This window comes from Amycolatopsis sp. La24, assembly GCF_029087445.1.
Taxonomy (GTDB): Bacteria; Actinomycetota; Actinomycetes; order Mycobacteriales; family Pseudonocardiaceae; genus Amycolatopsis; species Amycolatopsis nivea.
Genome location: NZ_JARACH010000076.1, coordinates 23,423 through 41,582 on the forward strand (window position 1 = coordinate 23,423; position 18,160 = coordinate 41,582).

The 18,160-nt window shown below is 68.7% G+C and carries 22 protein-coding genes; 8 read left to right on the plus strand and 14 right to left on the minus strand.

Annotated elements, in window-relative coordinates:
- Nucleotides 1-46: 46 nt before the first annotated feature.
- Nucleotides 47-2,290, minus strand: a complete 2,244-nt coding sequence (gene katG / locus PUT80_RS40875) for a catalase/peroxidase HPI (RefSeq protein ID WP_275295338.1) — start codon at nt 2,288-2,290, stop codon at nt 47-49.
- A 23-nt stretch (nt 2,291-2,313) separates the two neighbouring features.
- The gene (locus tag PUT80_RS40880; protein ID WP_037820549.1) at nt 2,314-2,742 is read right to left on the minus strand and encodes a Fur family transcriptional regulator; all 429 of its coding nucleotides are present in this window, start codon (nt 2,740-2,742) and stop codon (nt 2,314-2,316) included.
- 147 nt (nt 2,743-2,889) lie between these two features.
- Here PUT80_RS40880 and PUT80_RS40885 point away from each other — a divergent pair, with 147 nt between their 5' ends.
- Complete coding sequence (locus PUT80_RS40885) at nt 2,890-3,720, plus strand: SAM-dependent methyltransferase (RefSeq protein ID WP_037820552.1); 831 nt, start codon at nt 2,890-2,892, stop codon at nt 3,718-3,720.
- Nucleotides 3,721-3,778: 58 nt separating this feature from the next.
- Here the strand turns inward: PUT80_RS40885 and PUT80_RS40890 are convergent, their stop codons facing one another.
- Nucleotides 3,779-4,462 (minus strand): TetR/AcrR family transcriptional regulator, encoded by a 684-nt coding sequence (locus tag PUT80_RS40890; RefSeq protein WP_037820558.1) that lies wholly within the window; start codon nt 4,460-4,462, stop codon nt 3,779-3,781.
- A 235-nt stretch (nt 4,463-4,697) separates the two neighbouring features.
- On the opposite strand from PUT80_RS40890, the gene PUT80_RS40895 reads away from it, so the two are divergent.
- Nucleotides 4,698-4,934, plus strand: coding sequence for a hypothetical protein (locus tag PUT80_RS40895; RefSeq protein ID WP_037820561.1), 237 nt, complete (start codon nt 4,698-4,700; stop codon nt 4,932-4,934).
- Nucleotides 4,931-5,056 carry a hypothetical protein gene (locus tag PUT80_RS40900; protein WP_255443149.1) on the plus strand — a complete coding sequence of 42 codons (126 nt, stop codon included), beginning with the start codon at nt 4,931-4,933 and terminating at the stop codon, nt 5,054-5,056. The genes PUT80_RS40895 and PUT80_RS40900 overlap by 4 nt, the downstream gene beginning before the upstream one ends.
- A 238-nt stretch (nt 5,057-5,294) precedes the next feature.
- Here the strand turns inward: PUT80_RS40900 and PUT80_RS40905 are convergent, their stop codons facing one another.
- The gene (locus tag PUT80_RS40905) at nt 5,295-5,948 is read right to left on the minus strand and encodes a response regulator transcription factor (RefSeq protein WP_275295339.1); all 654 of its coding nucleotides are present in this window, start codon (nt 5,946-5,948) and stop codon (nt 5,295-5,297) included.
- The gene (locus PUT80_RS40910; protein WP_275295340.1) at nt 5,936-7,183 is read right to left on the minus strand and encodes a sensor domain-containing protein; all 1,248 of its coding nucleotides are present in this window, start codon (nt 7,181-7,183) and stop codon (nt 5,936-5,938) included. The genes PUT80_RS40905 and PUT80_RS40910 overlap by 13 nt, the downstream gene beginning before the upstream one ends.
- Before the next feature lie 139 nt (nt 7,184-7,322).
- Here PUT80_RS40910 and PUT80_RS40915 point away from each other — a divergent pair, with 139 nt between their 5' ends.
- Nucleotides 7,323-7,493, plus strand: coding sequence for a hypothetical protein (locus PUT80_RS40915; protein WP_158691536.1), 171 nt, complete (start codon nt 7,323-7,325; stop codon nt 7,491-7,493).
- Between the two features lie 20 nt (nt 7,494-7,513).
- Entirely contained in the window at nt 7,514-8,377 is an 864-nt protein-coding gene (locus tag PUT80_RS40920; RefSeq protein WP_275295341.1) for a type II CAAX endopeptidase family protein, read from the plus strand.
- On the opposite strand, the gene PUT80_RS40925 is transcribed toward PUT80_RS40920, so the two are convergent.
- Both PUT80_RS40925 and PUT80_RS40930 read right to left on the minus strand, forming a co-directional pair.
- Entirely contained in the window at nt 8,371-9,165 is a 795-nt protein-coding gene (locus PUT80_RS40925; protein ID WP_275295342.1) for an SDR family oxidoreductase, read from the minus strand. The two genes, PUT80_RS40920 and PUT80_RS40925, sit on opposite strands and share 7 nt — an antisense overlap.
- Nucleotides 9,166-9,181: 16 nt before the next feature.
- Complete coding sequence (locus PUT80_RS40930; protein WP_238608081.1) at nt 9,182-9,910, minus strand: LysR family substrate-binding domain-containing protein; 729 nt, start codon at nt 9,908-9,910, stop codon at nt 9,182-9,184.
- Between the two features lie 44 nt (nt 9,911-9,954).
- Here PUT80_RS40930 and PUT80_RS40935 point away from each other — a divergent pair, with 44 nt between their 5' ends.
- The gene (locus tag PUT80_RS40935) at nt 9,955-10,329 is read left to right on the plus strand and encodes a DUF5997 family protein (RefSeq protein ID WP_275295343.1); all 375 of its coding nucleotides are present in this window, start codon (nt 9,955-9,957) and stop codon (nt 10,327-10,329) included.
- A gap of 965 nt (nt 10,330-11,294) precedes the next feature.
- On the opposite strand, the gene PUT80_RS40940 is transcribed toward PUT80_RS40935, so the two are convergent.
- The 6 genes from PUT80_RS40940 to PUT80_RS40965 form a co-directional block, all read right to left on the minus strand.
- The gene (locus PUT80_RS40940; RefSeq protein ID WP_238608083.1) at nt 11,295-11,903 is read right to left on the minus strand and encodes a response regulator transcription factor; all 609 of its coding nucleotides are present in this window, start codon (nt 11,901-11,903) and stop codon (nt 11,295-11,297) included.
- A complete protein-coding gene (locus PUT80_RS40945) occupies nt 11,900-12,955 on the minus strand; it encodes a sensor histidine kinase (protein WP_275295344.1) in 1,056 nt (351 codons plus the stop codon). The genes PUT80_RS40940 and PUT80_RS40945 overlap by 4 nt, the downstream gene beginning before the upstream one ends.
- A 10-nt stretch (nt 12,956-12,965) precedes the next feature.
- Nucleotides 12,966-13,373, minus strand: a complete 408-nt coding sequence (locus PUT80_RS40950; protein WP_051173191.1) for a hypothetical protein — start codon at nt 13,371-13,373, stop codon at nt 12,966-12,968.
- Nucleotides 13,374-13,516: 143 nt separating this feature from the next.
- Nucleotides 13,517-14,425, minus strand: coding sequence for a hypothetical protein (locus PUT80_RS40955; RefSeq protein WP_275295345.1), 909 nt, complete (start codon nt 14,423-14,425; stop codon nt 13,517-13,519).
- A gap of 220 nt (nt 14,426-14,645) precedes the next feature.
- A complete protein-coding gene (locus PUT80_RS40960; protein ID WP_238608085.1) occupies nt 14,646-15,335 on the minus strand; it encodes an alpha/beta hydrolase in 690 nt (229 codons plus the stop codon).
- Between the two features lie 85 nt (nt 15,336-15,420).
- A complete protein-coding gene (locus PUT80_RS40965; protein ID WP_275295346.1) occupies nt 15,421-16,185 on the minus strand; it encodes a helix-turn-helix transcriptional regulator in 765 nt (254 codons plus the stop codon).
- Between the two features lie 86 nt (nt 16,186-16,271).
- Here PUT80_RS40965 and PUT80_RS40970 point away from each other — a divergent pair, with 86 nt between their 5' ends.
- Nucleotides 16,272-17,036 carry a sulfite exporter TauE/SafE family protein gene (locus tag PUT80_RS40970; protein WP_275295347.1) on the plus strand — a complete coding sequence of 255 codons (765 nt, stop codon included), beginning with the start codon at nt 16,272-16,274 and terminating at the stop codon, nt 17,034-17,036.
- Here PUT80_RS40970 and PUT80_RS40975 read toward each other — a convergent pair.
- Nucleotides 17,029-17,385: an ArsC/Spx/MgsR family protein gene (locus PUT80_RS40975; protein ID WP_275295348.1), complete on the minus strand. Its 357-nt coding sequence runs from the start codon at nt 17,383-17,385 to the stop codon at nt 17,029-17,031. The genes PUT80_RS40970 and PUT80_RS40975 overlap by 8 nt on opposite strands.
- Before the next feature lie 113 nt (nt 17,386-17,498).
- Here PUT80_RS40975 and PUT80_RS40980 point away from each other — a divergent pair, with 113 nt between their 5' ends.
- Entirely contained in the window at nt 17,499-18,032 is a 534-nt protein-coding gene (locus PUT80_RS40980; RefSeq protein ID WP_043839465.1) for a GNAT family N-acetyltransferase, read from the plus strand.
- The last annotated feature ends 128 nt before the right edge of the window (nt 18,033-18,160 follow it).

Sequence of the window (18,160 nt, forward strand, 5' to 3'; positions counted from 1 at the left end):
GGGAATTCCCGCAAGGAGCCCTTTTCCGATCAGCTGATCAGGAAACTCAGACCAGGTCGTACCGGTCGTTGTTCATGACCTTGTGCCACGCGGCGACGAAGTCGCGGACGAACTTCTCCTTGGCGTCGTCGCTGCCGTAGACCTCGGCGACGGCGCGCAGTTCGGAGTTCGAGCCGAACACCAGGTCGTTGCGGGTGCCGGTCCACTTGACCTCGCCGGTGGCGAGATCGCGGCCCTCGAAGGACTCCGCGTTCGGGCCCTCGCCGTCGGCGGGCTTCCACTCGGTGCCCATGTCGAGCAGGTTGACGAAGAAGTCGTTCGTCAGCGTGCCCGGCCGGTCGGTCAGCACGCCCGCCGCCGAGTTCTGGTAGTTCGCGCCCAGCACGCGCAGGCCGCCGACCAGCACGGTCATCTCCGGCGCGCTCAGGTTGAGCAGGTTCGCCTTGTCCACCAGCAGGTACTCCGACGGCAGCGCGTTGGCCTTGCCGCGGTAGTTGCGGAACCCGTCGGACTTCGGCTCGAGCGGCGCGAACGAGTCCGCGTCGGTCTGCTCCTGCGTCGCGTCGGTGCGGCCCGGCGTGAACGGAACGGTGAGCTCGACGCCGCCGTCCTTCGCCGCCTTCTCCACGCCCGCCGCGCCGGCCAGCACGATCAGGTCGGCGAGCGAGATCTTCTTGCCGCCGGTCTGCGCGCTGTTGAACGCTTCCTGGACGCCCTCGAGCGTGCGCAGCACCTGCGCCAGCTCGTCCGGCTCGTTGACCTCCCAGCCGCGCTGCGGCTCGAGGCGGATGCGGGCGCCGTTCGCGCCGCCGCGCTTGTCGCTGTGCCGGTAGGTCGAGGCCGACGCCCACGCGGTGGACACCAGCTGCGCGACCGAAAGGCCGGACTCGAGGACCTTCGCCTTGAGGTCGGCGACGTCCGCGTCGTCGACCAGCTCGTGGTCGACGGCCGGGACCGGGTCCTGCCAGATCAGCTCTTCCTGCGGCACGAGCGGGCCGAGGTAGCGCTGGACCGGGCCCATGTCGCGGTGGGTGAGCTTGAACCAGGCGCGGGCGAAGGCGTCCGCGAACTGGTCCGGGTTCTCGTAGAACCGGCGCGAGATCGGCTCGTAGATCGGGTCGAAGCGCAGCGCCAGGTCGGTGGTCAGCATGCTCGGCGCCCGGTTGAGGTCACCGGTCTCCGGGTCCGGCACGGTGTTCGCGGCGGCGTTGTTCTTCGGCTTCCACTGGTGCGCGCCCGCCGGGCTCTTGGTCAGCTCCCACTCGTAAGTGAAGAGGTTGTGGAAGAACCAGTTGCTCCACTTCGTCGGGGTGGGGGTCCAGGTGACCTCCAGCCCGCTCGTGATCGCGTCCCGGCCCTTGCCGCTGCCGAAGCTGTTCTTCCAGCCGAGGCCCATCTGCTCGATCGAGGCGCCTTCCGGCTCGGCGCCCACGTGCACGTCCGCGTCGGCCGCGCCGTGCGTCTTGCCGAAGGTGTGCCCGCCCGCGATCAGCGCGACGGTCTCCTCGTCGTTCATCGCCATCCGGCCGAACGTTTCGCGGATGTCGCGCGCCGCGGCGATCGGGTCCGGGTTGCCGTTCGGGCCTTCCGGGTTCACGTAGATGAGCCCCATCTGGACCGCGGCCAGCGGGTTCTCCAGCTCGCGGTCGCCCTTGTACCGCTCGTCGCCGAGCCAGGTGCGCTCCGGGCCCCAGTACACGTCCTCGTCCGGCTCCCACACGTCGGCGCGGCCGCCGGCGAAGCCGAAGGTCTTGAAGCCCATCGTCTCGAGCGCGCGGTTGCCGGTGAAGATCATCAGGTCGGCCCACGAGATCTTCTTGCCGTACTTCTTCTTGACCGGCCACAGCAGGCGGCGCGCCTTGTCGAGGTTCCCGTTGTCCGGCCAGCTGTTCAGCGGCGCGAACCGCTGCTGCCCGGCGCCGGCTCCGCCGCGGCCGTCGTCGATCCGGTAGGTGCCGGCGCTGTGCCAGGCCATCCGGATGAACAGCGGGCCGTAGTTGCCGAAGTCGGCGGGCCACCATTCCTGGGAGTCGGTGAGCACCGCGTCGACGTCGCGGGCGAGCTCGTCGAGGTCGAGGCTCTGGAATTCCTTCGCGTAGTCGAAGCCGTCGTCCATCGGGTCCGCCACGGCGGGATGCTTCCGGAGGATCTTCAGGTTGAGCTGGTTCGGCCACCAGTCACGGCTGCTGCCGCCCTCGGTCGGGTGCGCGAAGCGGCCCGTGTGGACCGGGCACCCGCCAGCGGTCTCCTCATTCATCTCGCCGACTTCGGCGTTCGGGGTGTCAGACACGGGAATCCTTCCGGAAATCAGAATCAGTTTGCTGCCGTCGAACAGGCGGGGCATCGGCCCCAGTAGACGACCTCGGCCTCGTCGATGACGTAACCGTGCGCGTCGGAAGCGGTGAGGCAAGGCGCTTCCCCGACCGCGCAGTCGACGTCCTCGATGGCACCGCACGAGCGGCACACGACGTGGTGGTGGTTGTCCCCTACCCGGGCCTCGTACCGCGCGACCGAACCGGGCGGCTGGATGCGCCGCAGCAGCCCCGCGTCGGTCAGCGCGCGCAGCACGTCGTAAACGGCCTGGTGGGACACCTCGCCGAGATCCGCGCGCACCATGCCGATGACGGATTCGGTGTCCGCGTGCGCGTTGGCGTGCACGGCGGAGAGCACGGCCACCCGGGGGCGCGTGATCCGCAACTGCACTCCGCGCAGCAGCTGCTCGAAGTCCGTGGTCGTCGGCATGCCCCGGAGTCTGCCCGATTTTCTGGAATGAATCAAGAATCTGTCACCCACTCCGGTTGTCCTCCTCCTGGCGGTCGCTTGACAGCCCGGAAGGTCTACGGTGAGTAGACCAAAGAGACGTCCGACACATCCGAGGTGACGCCAGAAATGACCGAGGCCGTCGAATCGCCCAGTTCGCACCCGGTCGGGGTCGATATCACGCGAGCGAGCATTGCCCGGGTGTACGACGCCGCGCTGAACGGCACGAACAACTACGAGATCGACCGCAGGGTGCTCGACCAGGTGCGGACCGTGGCTCCGGAGGTCAACGACCTCGCCTGGGCCAACCGCAACTTCCTCATCCGCGCCTGCCGCTTCCTCGCCACCCAGGGCAGGGTCACCCAGTACCTCGACTGCGGTTCCGGCCTGCCCACGGCGGAGAACACGCACCAGGTCGTGCAGCGGATCATCCCCGAAGCCCGCGTGCTGTACGTGGACAACGACCCGGTGGTCCTCGCGCACGGGCGCGCGCTGCTGGAGGAGAACGAGAACACCCGGTTCATCGAAGCGGACATCTTCAAGCCCGACCAGATCCTGCAGAACGAGACCGCGCGCGAGTTCCTCGACTGGACGAAGCCGATCGCGTTGCTGCACAACGGAACTCTGCACCACTACCTCGGCGACGACTACGAGGAGATGATGCGGACCTACGTCGACGCGCTGCCGTCCGGGTCGTTCGTGGTGGTCGCGCACTTCCTCGACCCGCAGACGCCCGAGCACAGCGAGATCGCCCGGCGGATGGAGGACAAGTTCACGCACAGCCCGATGGGCAGCGGCCTTTTCCGCACCTGGGACGAGATCGGCCGGATGTTCGGCGGCACCGAACTGGTCGACCCGGGCCTCGTGCTGTGCGAGGACTGGTGGCCGGACGGCCCGCGGTACCAGCCGCTGAACCAGGTCCAGGAGTGCATCGCGGGCGGGGTCGGCCGGAAGGCCTGACGCGCTGGTCCGAGAAGGGCCCCTTGCGGGGATTCCCGCGAGGGGCTCTTTCGCGCGGTCAGTCGAGGATGCGGTAGTCCAGATCGGACAGCGGCGAGTCCGGGTTGAGCGCGACGCCGACCGTGCGCAAGGTGTCGTCGAGGATCGACCAGACCCAGCGGGCGAGCAACTGGCGCAGATCCTCGCGGTCGATGCCGCGCGGGGCGTCGAGCCAGTGCGCGGTACTGGACTCGACCAAGCCGACCAGCCCGTACGCGATGGTTTCGCCGACCCGCTGGTCCGCGCCGAACAGGCCGAGGTAGTACTCGAACAACACAGTCAGCTGTCGGGCGATCGCGGTTTTCACGTCCGCCACGACGTCGCGCGGCCCGGTCACCGACTGCCGCATCAGATATTGATACAGCGCGCGGTGTTCGGAAAGCCATTCGATATGCGCGCCGATCGTCGCGTGCACCATTTCGCGCGGAGTGCCGGAAACTCCCCACAGCGGAGAGAATTGCGCGCCGATCATTTCCGCCGCGCGCAACGCGATAGCGCGCTGCAGGTCCGCGGTGTCGGCGAAATGCTTGTAAATGCGCGTGCGAGCGACGCCGGCCTCGTCGGCGATCTGCTCGGTGGACACCTCCGGCCCGAACCGGGCGATCGCGCGCATACCGGCTTCCACGAACTCACGGCGCCGGCGTTCGCGCTGCCCTGCCCACCGGGTGGCCCGCCCGTCGGGCGGAGTACCTGAGGACGTCATCCGCGCGAGTGTATCGCCGGGTCACATACCGGATACGCCACTGTACCTGTTACTTTGGGTATAGAGGGATGACTGTCTGTGGTCGGGTTGCCTCGATGTAGGTGTCGCGTTCACCGCGGCCGTTGCGTCGCTGTGGCCCAGATCACGGACCGGGAGTGCGTCATCGACACGAGGGGAGCGAGTCGCGTCGATGAAGCGAGCGTCGCCCACAAGGGTGGCGTGCAGGGAGGAACACATGGACGGCGAACAGCACCGGTCCGAACTGTCCACCGGCCACCGGGTCACCTACCTGGTCGGCCAGCGCACCGGCAGGCGCCAGCTGTGCCGGCGCGGGGTGGTCACCGGAGCCCCGGTCACCGACGACGCGACCGCGGTCACCTGGGTCCCGGTCCAGGTCGACGGCCAGGCAAGAGACGCGGATCCGCAGTGGATCGCGGCCGACGCGATCATCGACGTGGTGAGCGCGTCGTGAGCGCGGAACAGGCCGTGGCCACCCCGATCTTCGACGGCGTGGTCGCCGAGGCCGGGCTCGACTGGTCCGAAGAGGACGTTGCCCAGGGCGCGGCGGACGAGAAGCCCGGCTCGGGCAAATAGACACCGGCGGGCTCGTCCCAGCCGGAGATCGCACCGGACAGCTCCGGTGCGGTTTTCACGCGCCCGGGTGGGCTGAGGCCCGTTCGGGGTGCGTCCGATACTGCACTCGTCCGGGTGAACTGCGCGCGGCCGAATGCCGGTGAACGCTGCCCATTTCGCCCTCGCCGGACGCCCGTCAGCCCCTCCCGGGCCGCGTTCCGTCAGGTCTTCACCGCTTCGCCCAGAAGCACGCGAAGGATCAACGGCGCGCTTCTTCCAAATAACGCAGGACCGCGGTAACCCGCCGATCCGCGCTGTCGTCCGGTGCCAAATCCAGTTTCGCGAAAATGCTGCGAATATGTTTGTGGACCGCGCCGTCCGTCACCACGAGCCGTTCGGCGATGGCGCCATTCCCTAATCCCTCCGCCATCAGCGCCAGCACATCCCGTTCGCGCGGGCTGAGCCGTTCCAGTCCGGAATCCGCACGCGTCCGGGTCAGCAATTGCGCGACCACTTCCGGATCGATCGCCGTTCCGCCGTCGGCCACCCGGTTCAGCGCTTCCATGAACTCGGTGACCCGCCCGACGCGTTCCTTGAGCAGATACCCGAGCCGCGCGCTGCCGCTGCCGAGCAGGTCGGTCGCGAAGGCCTGCTCGACATACGCCGACAGCACCAGCACCGCCAGCCCCGGCCGCCGCCGCCGAGCCTCGACCGCCGCGACGATCCCCTCGTCGGTGTGCGTCGGCGGCATCCGCACATCCACGACCGCGGTGTCCGGCTCGTGTTTGTCCACGGCAGCAAGGAAATCGGTCGGGTTGTCGGTGGTCGCGACGACGTCGATACCCTCGGCCCGCAACAGCAGCGCGAGACCCTCGCGCAGCAACGGGTCGTCCTCAGCGATCACAATCCGCATGGCAAACTCACCACCACAGTCGTCGGTCCGCCAGCGGGACTCGCCAGCGCAAACGTTCCATCCAGCGCCTCGACCCGACGCCGCATCCCACCGAGCCCCGAACCACCGGACTCCGCCGCACCACCACGGCCGTCGTCGGTGATATGCAGGTGGAGCACGTCGTCCTCCCGCCGCAAAACCACCTCAACACCGCTGGCACCGCTGTGCTTCGCGACGTTCGTAAGCGCCTCAGCAACCACGAAATACACCGACGCCTCCACCGAAACGGCATACCGCCCGGGCAGGTCGGCGTCGATGGTGCACGGCACCGGACAGTCCGCGGCGAGCGCGGTCAACGCGTCGGCGAGGCTTCGGTCGGCCAGCACGGGCGGCAGGATACTGCGCACCACCGCGCGCAGTTCGGCGAGCGCGGTCTCGGTGGCGTCTTGCGCGCGGCCAAGGATTTCGTCGACGTCGGCCGAACCTCGGGCGGCTGCCCGGCGGGCCGCGCCGACCAGGACATTGACCGCGACCAGCCGGTTTTGCGTGCCGTCGTGCAGCGCGCGCTCGATCCGGCGCAGTTCGGCGGAATGCGCGTCGAGCGCGGCGGCCCGGGTCGCGGTGAGGTGGGCGATCCGGAGCGTGACGTCAGCGTCCGAGCCCGCGGGCAGCAGGCGTCGGCCGGGCAATGCTTGCAGCCGAGCCATCGCGGGCAGCAGCGCGACCGAGAGGAACGCCCACGCGACGCCGAGCAGGGACACCGGGAGCGCCTCCGCCAGGCTGTGCACCGGCCAGCCGAGTGACGCCGTCGCCTCGTCCGGCGGGAGCAGGTACCAGTAGAGCGGGAAAAGCCCGTCGCGCGCGGTGTTGAGCACGATCGTCAGCGCGATGAAGCCGAGCAGAAAGCCCGCCGCACCGTGGATCGCGACCCACAGCAGTTCGCGTTGCACCGTCCGCTCGCGCAGCGCCGCACCGAGCCGTTCGGGGCCCGGACCCGGGCTGATGACGTCCGGTTTCATCGCGGTGAGCCGGATCCGTTCCCGGTCGGCGACCGCGTGCACGATGCGCAGCATCGGCCGGGCCAGCAGCAGTCCGACGCCCACGAGGCTCAGCACCGCGACCACGGCCACGCCGAGCAGTACCAACAGCGCCAGCACCGAAGTGCCGATCCCGCCGACGAGGTGTTCCAGCGCGTCGAGAGCAGCCCGGACGCGCGCGGTCCACGGACGCGGCGTCGGTTCGCCTGCGGTTGCCATCGCACCTCCCACCCCGCCGAACCCTAGCCCAGAAATCCGCCCCGGCACCGCCTCGGAGCGAAGGAGTACAGCCTGCTGTACCTAGATCCTCCCGCGCACGGGATCGTCCTGGCGAGCCCCGGTTCGTAGCGTTCCCGGCATGACGAAATCACCTCCCCGGGCGCTGTTGTGGGGCGTGCTGGTGCTCAGCGCCGCAGCCAACGCGATCACCTCGGCTCTCGGCGTCAACCTGGTGCTGAGCACCGTTTTCGGCGTCGTCACCCTCGCCTCGGGCATCGCGCTCGTCGCGAACTACCGCACCCATCGCTGACTCGTCCACAAAGGACCATCATGACCGCCCTCGTCGCCCGACGCCCGATCACGGCTTTCTTCACGCTCGCCATCGCACTGAGCTGGCTCTCGTGGCTCCCTTATGTACTCTCGGACAATGGCCTAGGCATCGTCCACTTCGGATTCCCGCCGGTACTCGGCACGACGCAAATCCTGGGCATGCTCCCCGGCGCGTACCTCGGCCCGATCTTCTCCGCGTTCATCGTCACCGCGCTCGCCGAAGGCCGTCCCGGGCTGCGCGCGTGGGCAGGTCGATTGCTGCGATGGCGGGTGAACTGGCGATGGTACGCACTCGCGCTCTTCGCTGTTCCCGTCGTGCTGACGCTCTCCAGCCTGCCGTTCGCCGGCGCGTTCCGGGCCCCTGCCGCGTCGCTGATCCTGGTGTGGGTCTTCGGTTTCGTGCTCCAGGTGCTCACCACCGGCCTCGCCGAAGAACCCGGCTGGCGCGATTTCGCCCTCCCGCATTTGCAGCCGAAGTACGGCCCGCTGCGCGGCACGCTGATCCTCGGCCCGCTGTGGGGCGTCTGGCATCTGCCGTTGTTCTTCACCGAATGGGGCCACTGGCCGAACGTGACGGTCTGGTCCGTGCTGGAGTTCGTCGGCACCGCGATCGCGATCAGCTTCGTGATGACCTGGGTGTTCAACCGCAGCGGCGAAAGCCTGCCGATCGCGCTGCTGCTGCACGCCGGGATCAACAACTACCTGTCCGTCGCCTGGTCTGAACTGTTCCCCAACGCGGATCCGAAAATCGCCGAGCACCTGCTGTTCGCCGCGTTCGCCGCCGCCGCGCTGATCGTGCTCGCCGCGACCAAGGGCCGTCTCGGCTACCTCAGTCCAGCGCGCGAACTCCAGGCCGTTCAGTAGTAAATCTGCCCGGGAACGCCGCCGCCGACCGCGATGGCGTCTCCGTTGATCGCCACGCTGCGCGGGGACGCCAGGAAGGCCACCACGTCCGCCACCTCGGCCGCCGTCACCAACCGACCGATGCTCACCCCGGCCGTGAGACCTTTTTCCAGCTCCGCCACGGAAATCCCCCGCGCAGCGGCGATCTCGGCGAGCTTCTCCGGCGTCCGTTCCGTCACCGTGTAGCCCGGATGCACGACCGTCACAGCGATTCCCTGCGGCCCCAGTTCGTCGGCGAGATTCTTGGTCATCGCCGCGACCGCGACGTTGCGGATCGACCCGAACGTCGAACCGGCCAGCCGCGCGTTGAGCCCGCTGACGTTCACGATCCGGCCCCAGCCGCGCTCCCGCATCCCCGGCGCGAGCGCACGGGCGCACCGCAGGTAGCCGAGCACCTTGGTCTCGATCTCGAGGCGCAGGTCTTCGTCCCGCAGGTCCGCAAGCGGCGTGCGGACCCCGCTGGACGCCGGCGCCGCGCAGTTGACCAGGACGTCCGCCGCCCCGAACTCCGCCTTGACCCGCTCCGCCATCGCCGCGACCGCAGCGTCGTCGGTGGTGTCCGTCGGAAGCGCGACCACCTTCGTACCGTGCCTGCCGAGGCTTTCCTTCGCAGCGGCAAGGGCTTCGGCGTCCCGGGCGACGAGCGCGAGGTCAGCACCCTCCGCCGCGAGCACCTCGGCAACCGCCAGCCCGATCCCGCGGTTGGCCCCCGTGACGACCGCGCACTTGCCCTTCAACCCGAGATCCACAGCTGCTCCCTGAACGTCAACGACGACGGCGAGGCTTGCCGCGCCCGCCGGACTTGGGCACGCTCCGGCGACGGTCCGGTTCGCGCTGCTTCTTCTTGGCCGGCGCCGCCTTGCCGGTCTTGGCTTGCGTTTCCTGCTGCCCGCGAGTGCTGTTCACCGTGCGCCCGCGAACGATGCCGATGAACTGCTCCACGAGGTCGCTGGTCTCGCCCTCCGGCCAGGACAACGCGACGCGCGACTGCGGCGCGTCCTCGACCGGCCGGTACGTGAGATCACGCCGATGGTGCAACCGGGCAAGCGACTGCGGCACCATCAGCACGCCGACGCCCGCCGCCACCAGCTCGATCGCGTCGCCGGTCGTCTCGGGCCGCTCCAGGGCGGGCTTGCCGGGCAGCTGGTCCCACTCGAGCGAGTCGTCGAGCGGATGCAGCACGAGCTCGTCCGCGAGGTCCGCAATGGACACCTCGTCGGCAGCCGCGACCAGGTGATCCTTGGGAACGACGACCACCGTGGTCTCGGTGTAGAGCGGGATCGCGTGCAGCCCGTCGCGGTCGGCGGACAGCCGCAGCAGCGCTGCGTCCACCCCACCGTCGCGCACGACGCCCGCGGCCTCGGCAGCAGCGACCGCGACCAGGTCGAGCGGCACTTCGGGATTGCGTTCGCCCCAGATCCGGACCCACTTCGCGGGGGTCGCACCCGGAACGTAGGCGAGCCGGAACGCCGAGGCCTGGTCGGCTCCTGTCACGTGGCAAGGCTACCGGCGCGGGGTCGCCGGTTACGCTGGTGGGCATGACGGCGCAGAAGACCCCCCAGACCATGAAGCCGGCGACGGCAGCGAAGAAGCTGGGCGTCTACCTCGAAGCGACCCCCGCAGAGTTCCGCGCGGGCACCGTCTCGCGCGACGAACTGAACGCCCTCCAGAACGACCCGCCGGAATGGCTCCGCGACCTGCGCCGCAACGGCCCGCACCCGCGCCCGGTGGTAGCCGCGAAACTGGGAGTCTCCATCGGCGGCCTGGCCAGGGGCGGCGTCACCGAAGCCCTGACGACGGACCAGATCGAGGCCCTGAAAGCCGAAAACCCCACCTGGCTGCAACGCGAACGCGAAACCCAAGCCGAAGTCCGCCGCGAAGCCGCGAGGCTGAACGCGGAGAAGAACGACTAGTCCGTCCACTTCGGACCTTCTTGCGCGCCCGTGTTGGTGCGTTACGTGGGGGCCCTGATTCCTTCAGGTTCCCCTCACGATTGTTTTCTGGCACGCGTGAGGGGCCCCTTCACGGACGCAGATTCCCTCAAGGAGCCCTTCACGGCCTTCGTCGCGGCGCGCGAAGTGCGTGAGGGGACCCCTCACAGACCCTGATTCCGTGAGGGTTCCCCTCACGACTGTTCCTCGCGCGCGTGAAGGACCCCTTCACGGACCCAGATTCCCTCAAGGAGCCCTTCACGGCCTTCGTCGCGGTGCACGAAGTCCGTGAGGGGACCCCTCACAGACCCTGATTCCGTGAGGGTTCCCCTCACGACTGTTCCTCGCGCGCGTGAAGGACCCCTTCACGGACCCAGATTCCCTCAAGGAGCCCTTCACGGCCTTCGTCGCGGCGCGCGAAGTGCGTGAGGGGACCCCTCACAGACCCTGATTCCGTGAGGGTTCCCCTCACGACCTCCCCACCGCTGCAACGCCGCGTTCGGTGCACCCCCACGCACCCAACGCCACATTGGGTGCGCTGGATGCACCCAATGCCACAGTCGGTGCGTCACATGCACCCAATGCCACAATGGGGCGCTATTCCGCGACCGCAGCCCCACCCGCGACCAGCCACCCAAACCACACGCACCAGCCGCAGCCCACTCACCCAACGAGACCAGACACCCAACGCACGCGGACCCGCCGCAGCCCGCTCACCCAACAAGACCAGGCACCCAACCCACGCGCCCTAAACCACAGCCGATGCACCCACCCATCGAGGCACCCAGCCGCTCCCCCGCACCCCGATACGAAGCCTCCCTGCGGTCTGGGGGTGCTTGTCAAGGCATCTTTCCCGCCTTGACAAGCACCCCCAGACCGTCAGCACAATCAACCTTCGGGGTGCCCCACGCAACCAACGCCCGATGTCGCCGCCAGGCGACGAGCACTCACAACCACCCCCGCTCCTCAGCAACCCGAACCGCCCCCATCCGGTTCCGGGCCCCGGTCTTGGCAATAGCCCCAGACAAATAATTCCGCACAGTCCCCTCAGACAAATACAAACTCCCCGCGATCTCCGCCACCGACCCCCCACCCCGGGCCGCGATCAGCACATCCCTCTCCCGAGCAGTCAACGGCGATTCCCCAGCAGCCAAAGTAGCCACCGCCAACGCCGGATCCACCACCCTCTCCCCCACCATCACCCGCCGAATAGCATCCCCCAACGCCTCAGCAGGCGCGTCCTTAACCACAAACCCAACCGCCCCAGCCTCCATAGCCCGCCGCAAATACCCGGCCCGCCCGAACGTAGTCAAAACCACCACCCGGCACGAAGGCACCTGCTCCGCCAAAACCGCAGCCGCGGCCAACCCGTCCAGCCCAGGCATCTCGATATCCAGCAACGCAACATCCGGCCGATGCTCAAGCGCCGCCCCCACCACCTCGTCCCCGCGCCCCACCTGCGCGACCACCACAAAATCGTCCTCAAGATCAAGCAAGGTCCCCAACGCCTGCCGCACCAACGCCTGATCATCCGCAAGCAACAACCGAATAGTCACGCCACCGTCACCCGCAACCGCCACCCCCGAGGCCGCACCGGCCCCGCATCCATCCGCCCGCCAGCAGCGACCACCCGATCCCGCAACCCGGAAAGCCCATTCCCGGCATCCGCAGCAGAACCAACACCGTCGTCACGAATTTCCACGGAAGAATCCGAAACAATCACCGCACAAGCGGTAGCCCGAGAATGCCGAACCACATTAGTCAACCCCTCCCGAACCACCCAACCGAACAATTCCTGATGAGGCCCGTCCACCGCAGAAGGAAAATCCGCACTAATCCCCGCCGCCCGCAACAATTCGCGCCCCCGAGCGAGCTCACCGGCCAGCGTCACCTCTCTATAGCCCGAAACCGCCGCCCGGACATCCGCCAACGCCTGCCGGGACAACTGCTCGACCTCGCCGATTTCCTCGACCGCCCGCTCATCCCCCTTGACCGCGAGCCGCCGGGCAAGATTGCTCTTCACCGTGATCGCGGTGAGCGAATGCCCCAGGAGATCATGCAAATCCCGCGAAATCCGCGAGCGCTCGGCATCCGCGGCCAGTCGTTGCACCTCCGCCCGCGCCTGCACTAACGCCCGGTTCGCCCGCAGCGCCTCCGCGAACGCGACCACCACCAGCACGGTGAACACCAACGCCGCCGCCTGCGCCCACCCCGGGTCGGCCTGCCAAACCGCCCACGGCACCACCACAGTCGCCGCCGCGGCGATCGGCACGATGACCGCACCCCAGCGCGGCAACCTCGGAACCGCGAGCGAAACCACCACGGCGAGCAGGTAAAACGCGTTCGCCCGAGCGATCGGCAGCACGACGGCGAACAGCAGCGTCAACGCCCCGGTCAGGATCCAGAAAACCCGGCTCCGGAACTGGTAAGCAGCGATGGCCGCCCCGGTGTAGCAGGCGCAGAACGCCAGCAGCGCCACCACCGCCGCGGTCTGGCCGCCGGTTTGGGCGAGGACGATCAGCGGATACACCAGGAGGCCGGCGTCCAGCACGAGCCGGCGCCAGCCCAGTACCCAGCGTTGGGCGTCGGAATCGGGGCCGCGGTCCACGTCCGGCACGCTACTCGGAGAACAGCGAACGCACGTGCCGTCCGTTGACCAGGACGACCACCGCCAGCAACAGCGCCCCGCAGACGCCCTGTTCAAGCCGGACCCACAGCGGTAGAAAGCCCGGAATCGACACGATGACGACGATCGCGACCGTCATCACCGCCGACACGATCCGGAGCCGCAGCAGCCCTCGTTTCGACCCGCGAGCCGCGCTTCTCGCGAACAGGAACGTGAGCAACGCGCTGGCCGCCACGATCGTGGCCCGGACCCAGACGACGTCGGTGACCATCGACGGGTCGTCGCGGAAGAGGAAGATCGCGCCGAGGGTGAGCACGCTCAGCGCCAGGTAGGCCCCGGTGAGGACGCGGACCGCCCTGATCCGGGGTTGTTCGGAAACCGTTGCGGGACGGGAGTTCATGACTGTCCTTTCCGGACCGTTGAGCGGTCCGGAGGAGCCGGCGCTGCTTGCCCGCCCCATGGTGGGCGGACGGGCAAGCGAGCCGTAGTGTCACCGCGCACCGGTGCGCGATGACATTTGTCAGAACCCGGTCATCCGCGCCGTCAGCGGGCAGCCGTGAGCTTCGGCCCGATCGCCGCGCCGGCGATCACGAGCACCCCGCCGAGGATGAGCAGATACGCGCCGAGGCCGATTTTCGACAGGTCCTCGGAGAACATCGCGACGATCCCCGCGATGTGGAAGGCCAGCATGACGGTCGCCCGGCCCGCGAAGACGGTGCGGTACCACCAGAAGTTCGGCGGAGTGAGCTCCCGGCGACGAATCCCGCTGAGCCAGTACGCCGACCTCTTCGTGCGCAGCGCGCCGAGCGTCCACGGGAGAGTGGACAGCAACGTCGCGGCGATCAGGAGGAAGGCGAGGAACCGCACGTACATCGCGGCGAAGCTGTCCATGCCGGACGTCATCTTGCTGAACGCGTCGATGAAGGTGACCGAGGCGGTTTGGGAGCCCAGGGTGAACGTGACCCAAGGGACGAACAGGGCGACGACCTCGAGGATCGCGCCGAGAGCCACCGGGATCGCGCCGAGCCCCGGGGTGGTGAGCGGCCGGTTCTGGGGCAGGAAGCCCTGGCCGGGTGCGGCGTAACCGGCTCCCGGCTGCTGGGGCGGGTAGCCCGGCTGTTGTGCTGGATAACCCGGCTGGCCAGGGTAAGCCGCTTGACCGGGGTACGGCTGGCCCGGCTGGAACTGACCCGGTTGCCCCGGGTACTGCGCCTGCCCAGGCTGTCCGGGGTACTGCCCCGGCTGTCCGGCCTGGCCGGGGTACGAGCCCGGCTGGCCCGGGTACTGCTGTCCGTACTGCGGAGACTGCCCGGCCTGCTGCGGATAACCCGGCTGAGTTCCGGGTTGCTGCGGATTACCGGCGCCCGGCGGAGGCGCCTGCCATCCCGGCGGGACCGCGCCCGGCTCCTGCGGCGTTCCCGGCTGCTCCTGTGGACCCCCTGAGGTGCTCATGGCCGCCGATGGTAACTGCCGCACCGACGCGGTGAACGGTGAAATTCCGGCTCGACTATGACGAGTCCGCACAACGGGACCGATCGGCTCCCCGAACCCCGCACAACAAGCCTGCTGACCAGGCCAACCACCGAAACTGAGCCCGGAGATCCGGGACCGCCGAGCCGGACCCACGCTGCACACCCAGGCGCAGCGCGGGACCGGCCTCACCTCGGCGAAGTCACCGGGCAGCGCGCAGGATCAGGTCCGCCACCGCTTCCGGCTGCGAAACCAGCACCGCGTGCGAAGCACCCTCCACCTCGACTACCTCCGCCTCCGCGCGTTCCGCCATGAAACGCTGCGCCTCGGCGGGGATGTTCTTGTCCGCGGTCGGGATCAGGCTGTACACCGGCAGGTCCTTCCACGCCGGTGCGGGCGACGCTTCGTCCAGGGCCGCTGCTGCGATCGGGCGCTGGCCCGCTGCCATCAGGCTGGCCTGCGCGGCCGGGACGTCCGCCGCGAACTGCTGGTGGAACAGGTCCTGCCGGACGTAAAGGTCGACGCCGTTCGCCAGGGCGACCTGCTCCAACGTCTCGCCCAGCGTGCCGCCGGGGAACTTGCCGGCCAGTTCGCCCGCGCTTTCGCCCTCGTCCGGAAGGAAGCCGGCGATGTAGACCAGCGCCCGCACCCCGGGGTGGCCCGCCGCGGCGGCCGAGATCACCGAACCGCCGTAGGAGTGGCCGACCAGGACGATCGGGCCCTCGATGCTGTCGAGCAAAGACCGCACGGAGGCGGCGTCCTCGGCGACTCCGCGCAGCGGGTTCGCCGCCGCGATCACCCGGTGCCCGGCCGCTTGCAACCGCTCGATCTCCCCGTTCCAGCTGGACGAATCCGCGAACGCGCCGTGCACCAGAACGACAGTGGCAGTCATGAGGTCCTCCTCAGAGAAAGTTCCGAACGGGACCCACAGTACAACTAAGTTGTGCACAATCAAGTTGCACTCAATGAGATCTGGGTCACGGCTCGCGGTAAGCCGTCGGCGGCGCGCCGAGCAGGCGGCTGAACATCGTCGTGAAGGCGGCGGGGCTTTCGTATCCGAGGGTGACCGCGACGTCGGCCACCGGAAGGTCCGCGGCCAGCAGCGGGAGTGCGTGCAGCACACACGCCCGCTCCCGCCAGCGGGCGAAGCTCAGGCCCGTTTCGGCACGGAACAGCCGGTGCAGCGTCCGTTCGCTGACGTGCAGCTCCGCCGCCCAGCGAGACGGCGGATCGTGCACATCGGGAGCGTCCGAAAAGGACTGACACAGAGCACGCAGACCCTCGTGCCGCGGCCACGGAAGTTCGAGCGGCAGCGGTACGCAGCGGGAAATTTCGTGCAACAGAAGGGAAATCAGCGTGGCATCGCGACCGCGGCGAGGGTATTCCGGGGCGACGTCCACGGCTTCCCGGAGCAATTCCCGCAGCAGCGGCGAGACGTCGACGGTCTGGCAGCGGCGCGGGAACCACGGCACGGCGGACGGTTCCAGATACAGACTGCGCGTGGTCACGTTCATCATCACGACGCTGTGGTCGGTTTCCGGCGGGATCAGCACCGCGCGCCGCGTCGGGACGGTCCAGGTTCCGTCTGCCGTTCCGACCCGCATCGCGCCGGTGGCCCCGTAAAGGAACTGCGCGCGGCGATGGCGATGCGGCGGCAGGAAGTGGTCCGGCGGGTAGTCCGTGCTGATCGCGAGCACAGCCCGCGGCAGGGCGTCGACCTCGGACAACGGAACGTTGCGCATGCCTCCAGAGTAGGTGTCTGATTCTCGAAAGAAGCTGGCGAATCTTCGGATGCGCGCCGCACCCGGCACGACCTACCTTGAAGCCAGTGTTGACCTCGATCCTGATTCTTCTGCTCTTCGGCTGCCTCAGCGGCGTCACGACCGTGCTGTTCGGCTTCGGCGGCGGATTCGTCACCGTGCCGGTGGTCGCGGCGGTCACGAGCCGCGGCGACGCGATGCATGTCGCCGTCGCGACGTCCACCGCGGTGATGGTGGTGAATGCGGTGAGCGCGACCGTCGTGCAAGCCAGGGCCGGGCGCCTCCGTCGCGACTACATCTGGCCGCTCGCCGTGTTCGTCGCGATCGGTGCCGTCATCGGTTCAGTGGCCGCGACCTACGCCGGAGACGGACTGTTGCGTGTCCTGTTCATCGTCTACCTGGCAGTGACCATTGTGGACAGCCTGGTGCGCGGCGGATTCCTTAAACCACAAGGGGAAGCCAAACCGCTGAGCACGTTCACGACCACCGCGGGCGGCGTCGGAATCGGTGCGGTGGCGAGTTTTCTCGGGGTGGGCGGCAGCGTCATGACGGTGCCGTTGCTGCGCCGCAAGGGACTGCCGATGGCGGACGCGGCGGCGATGGCGAACCCGCTCAGCGTGCCGGTCGCGGTGGTGGCGACGGCGGTCTACGCGACAGCGGGCGGCGGGCCGTCCGGGTATCTCGACCCGATCGCGGGCGCGGCGCTGCTGGCCGGTTCACTGCCGACGATCGCGCTCGTCCGCCGGGTCGCCGACCGGTTGCCGGACAAGGTGCACGCCGTCGCGTACGTGGTGCTGCTGGCGGCCGCGCTGATCGCGGTCGCGGTCAGCTGAGCACCGACCGGACGGTGTCCTCGTCGCGCGCGACGACCGTGGTGCCGTCGTCGGCGGTGATGATCGGACGCTGGATCAGCTCCGGGTGCTCGGCGAGCGCGGCGATCCACCGTGGACGGTCTTCCGGGGTCCGGGACCAGGATTTCAGCTCGAGTTCACCGGCGATTTTCTCGCCGGTGCGGGTGATGTCCCACGGGTCGAGGCCGAGCCGGTCGAGCACCGCGACGAGCTCCGCCTCGGTCGGCGGATCCTCCAGGTAGCGGCGCACGGTGTACGCCGCGCCGGCCTCGTCGAGCAGCGACACCGCCGAGCGGCACTTGGAACAACGCGGGTTCACCCAGATCTCCACCCGCGCAGTCTAACCCGCGCGTTGTCGCGGGCGGAGTCCTTGCCGGGCAAGACTTCTGCGGTGCGTCCTGGATCACTTGCCCCGATCGGGTGGAACGGGCGTACCGTTCTTGCATGACCCTGCCGATTACCACCGACCGTCTCGTGATCCGGGACTGGACGGCTGACGACGCCGAAGCCGCGTATCAGATCTACGGCTCCTCCGACGTGACGCATTGGCTCACTCCCGCGATGGACCGGGTCGCGGACGCCGCTGCGATGCGGTCGGTGTTGCAGGCCTGGCAGGAGGCGCAGCCGAATCTGACCCCGCCGCGGGGGCGGTGGGCGGTGGAGCTGCGGTCTGACGGCCGGGTGATCGGGGGGCTGGGGATCCGGTTGCTGCCGCCCTATCGGGAGGATTTGGAGCTGAGCTGGCAGTTGCGGCCCGAGGAGTGGGGGCACGGGTACGCGACCGAGGCCGCGCGGGCGTTGGTGGAGTGGGCGTTTTCCCAGGACGGGACTGATGAGTTGTTCGCGGTGGCGCGGCCTAGTAATTCCCGGGCTATTGCTACTGCGGAGCGGATCGGGATGTCTTGGGTTGGGGAGACTACTAAGTATTACGAGTTGAGGTTGCAGGTTTATCGGGTTCGGCGGGGGGATGTTGTCTGACGTTCGGCTCGTCGCCTGGCGGCGACATTGCGCCCTGGCGTGCGTGGGGCACCCCGAAGCTTGATTGTGCTGACGGTCTGGGGTGGCTTGTCAAGGCGGGAAAGATGCCTTGACAAGCCACCCCAGAC

Excerpts from the sequence above, each read along its gene's own strand:
- PUT80_RS40880 (WP_037820549.1), bottom strand. The coding sequence starts at position 2,742 with ATGCCGACGACCACGGACTTCGAGCAGCTGCTGCGCGGAGTGCAGTTG.
- PUT80_RS40885 (WP_037820552.1), top strand. The coding sequence starts at position 2,890 with ATGACCGAGGCCGTCGAATCGCCCAGTTCGCACCCGGTCGGGGTCGAT.
- PUT80_RS40890 (WP_037820558.1), bottom strand. The coding sequence starts at position 4,462 with ATGACGTCCTCAGGTACTCCGCCCGACGGGCGGGCCACCCGGTGGGCA.
- PUT80_RS40895 (WP_037820561.1), top strand. The coding sequence starts at position 4,698 with ATGGACGGCGAACAGCACCGGTCCGAACTGTCCACCGGCCACCGGGTC.
- PUT80_RS40905 (WP_275295339.1), bottom strand. The coding sequence starts at position 5,948 with ATGCGGATTGTGATCGCTGAGGACGACCCGTTGCTGCGCGAGGGTCTC.
- PUT80_RS40910 (WP_275295340.1), bottom strand. The coding sequence starts at position 7,183 with ATGGCAACCGCAGGCGAACCGACGCCGCGTCCGTGGACCGCGCGCGTC.
- PUT80_RS40915 (WP_158691536.1), top strand. The coding sequence starts at position 7,323 with ATGACGAAATCACCTCCCCGGGCGCTGTTGTGGGGCGTGCTGGTGCTC.
- PUT80_RS40920 (WP_275295341.1), top strand. The coding sequence starts at position 7,514 with ATGACCGCCCTCGTCGCCCGACGCCCGATCACGGCTTTCTTCACGCTC.
- PUT80_RS40935 (WP_275295343.1), top strand. The coding sequence starts at position 9,955 with ATGACGGCGCAGAAGACCCCCCAGACCATGAAGCCGGCGACGGCAGCG.
- PUT80_RS40950 (WP_051173191.1), bottom strand. The coding sequence starts at position 13,373 with ATGAACTCCCGTCCCGCAACGGTTTCCGAACAACCCCGGATCAGGGCG.
- PUT80_RS40955 (WP_275295345.1), bottom strand. The coding sequence starts at position 14,425 with ATGAGCACCTCAGGGGGTCCACAGGAGCAGCCGGGAACGCCGCAGGAG.
- PUT80_RS40960 (WP_238608085.1), bottom strand. The coding sequence starts at position 15,335 with ATGACTGCCACTGTCGTTCTGGTGCACGGCGCGTTCGCGGATTCGTCC.
- PUT80_RS40965 (WP_275295346.1), bottom strand. The coding sequence starts at position 16,185 with ATGCGCAACGTTCCGTTGTCCGAGGTCGACGCCCTGCCGCGGGCTGTG.
- PUT80_RS40980 (WP_043839465.1), top strand. The coding sequence starts at position 17,499 with ATGACCCTGCCGATTACCACCGACCGTCTCGTGATCCGGGACTGGACG.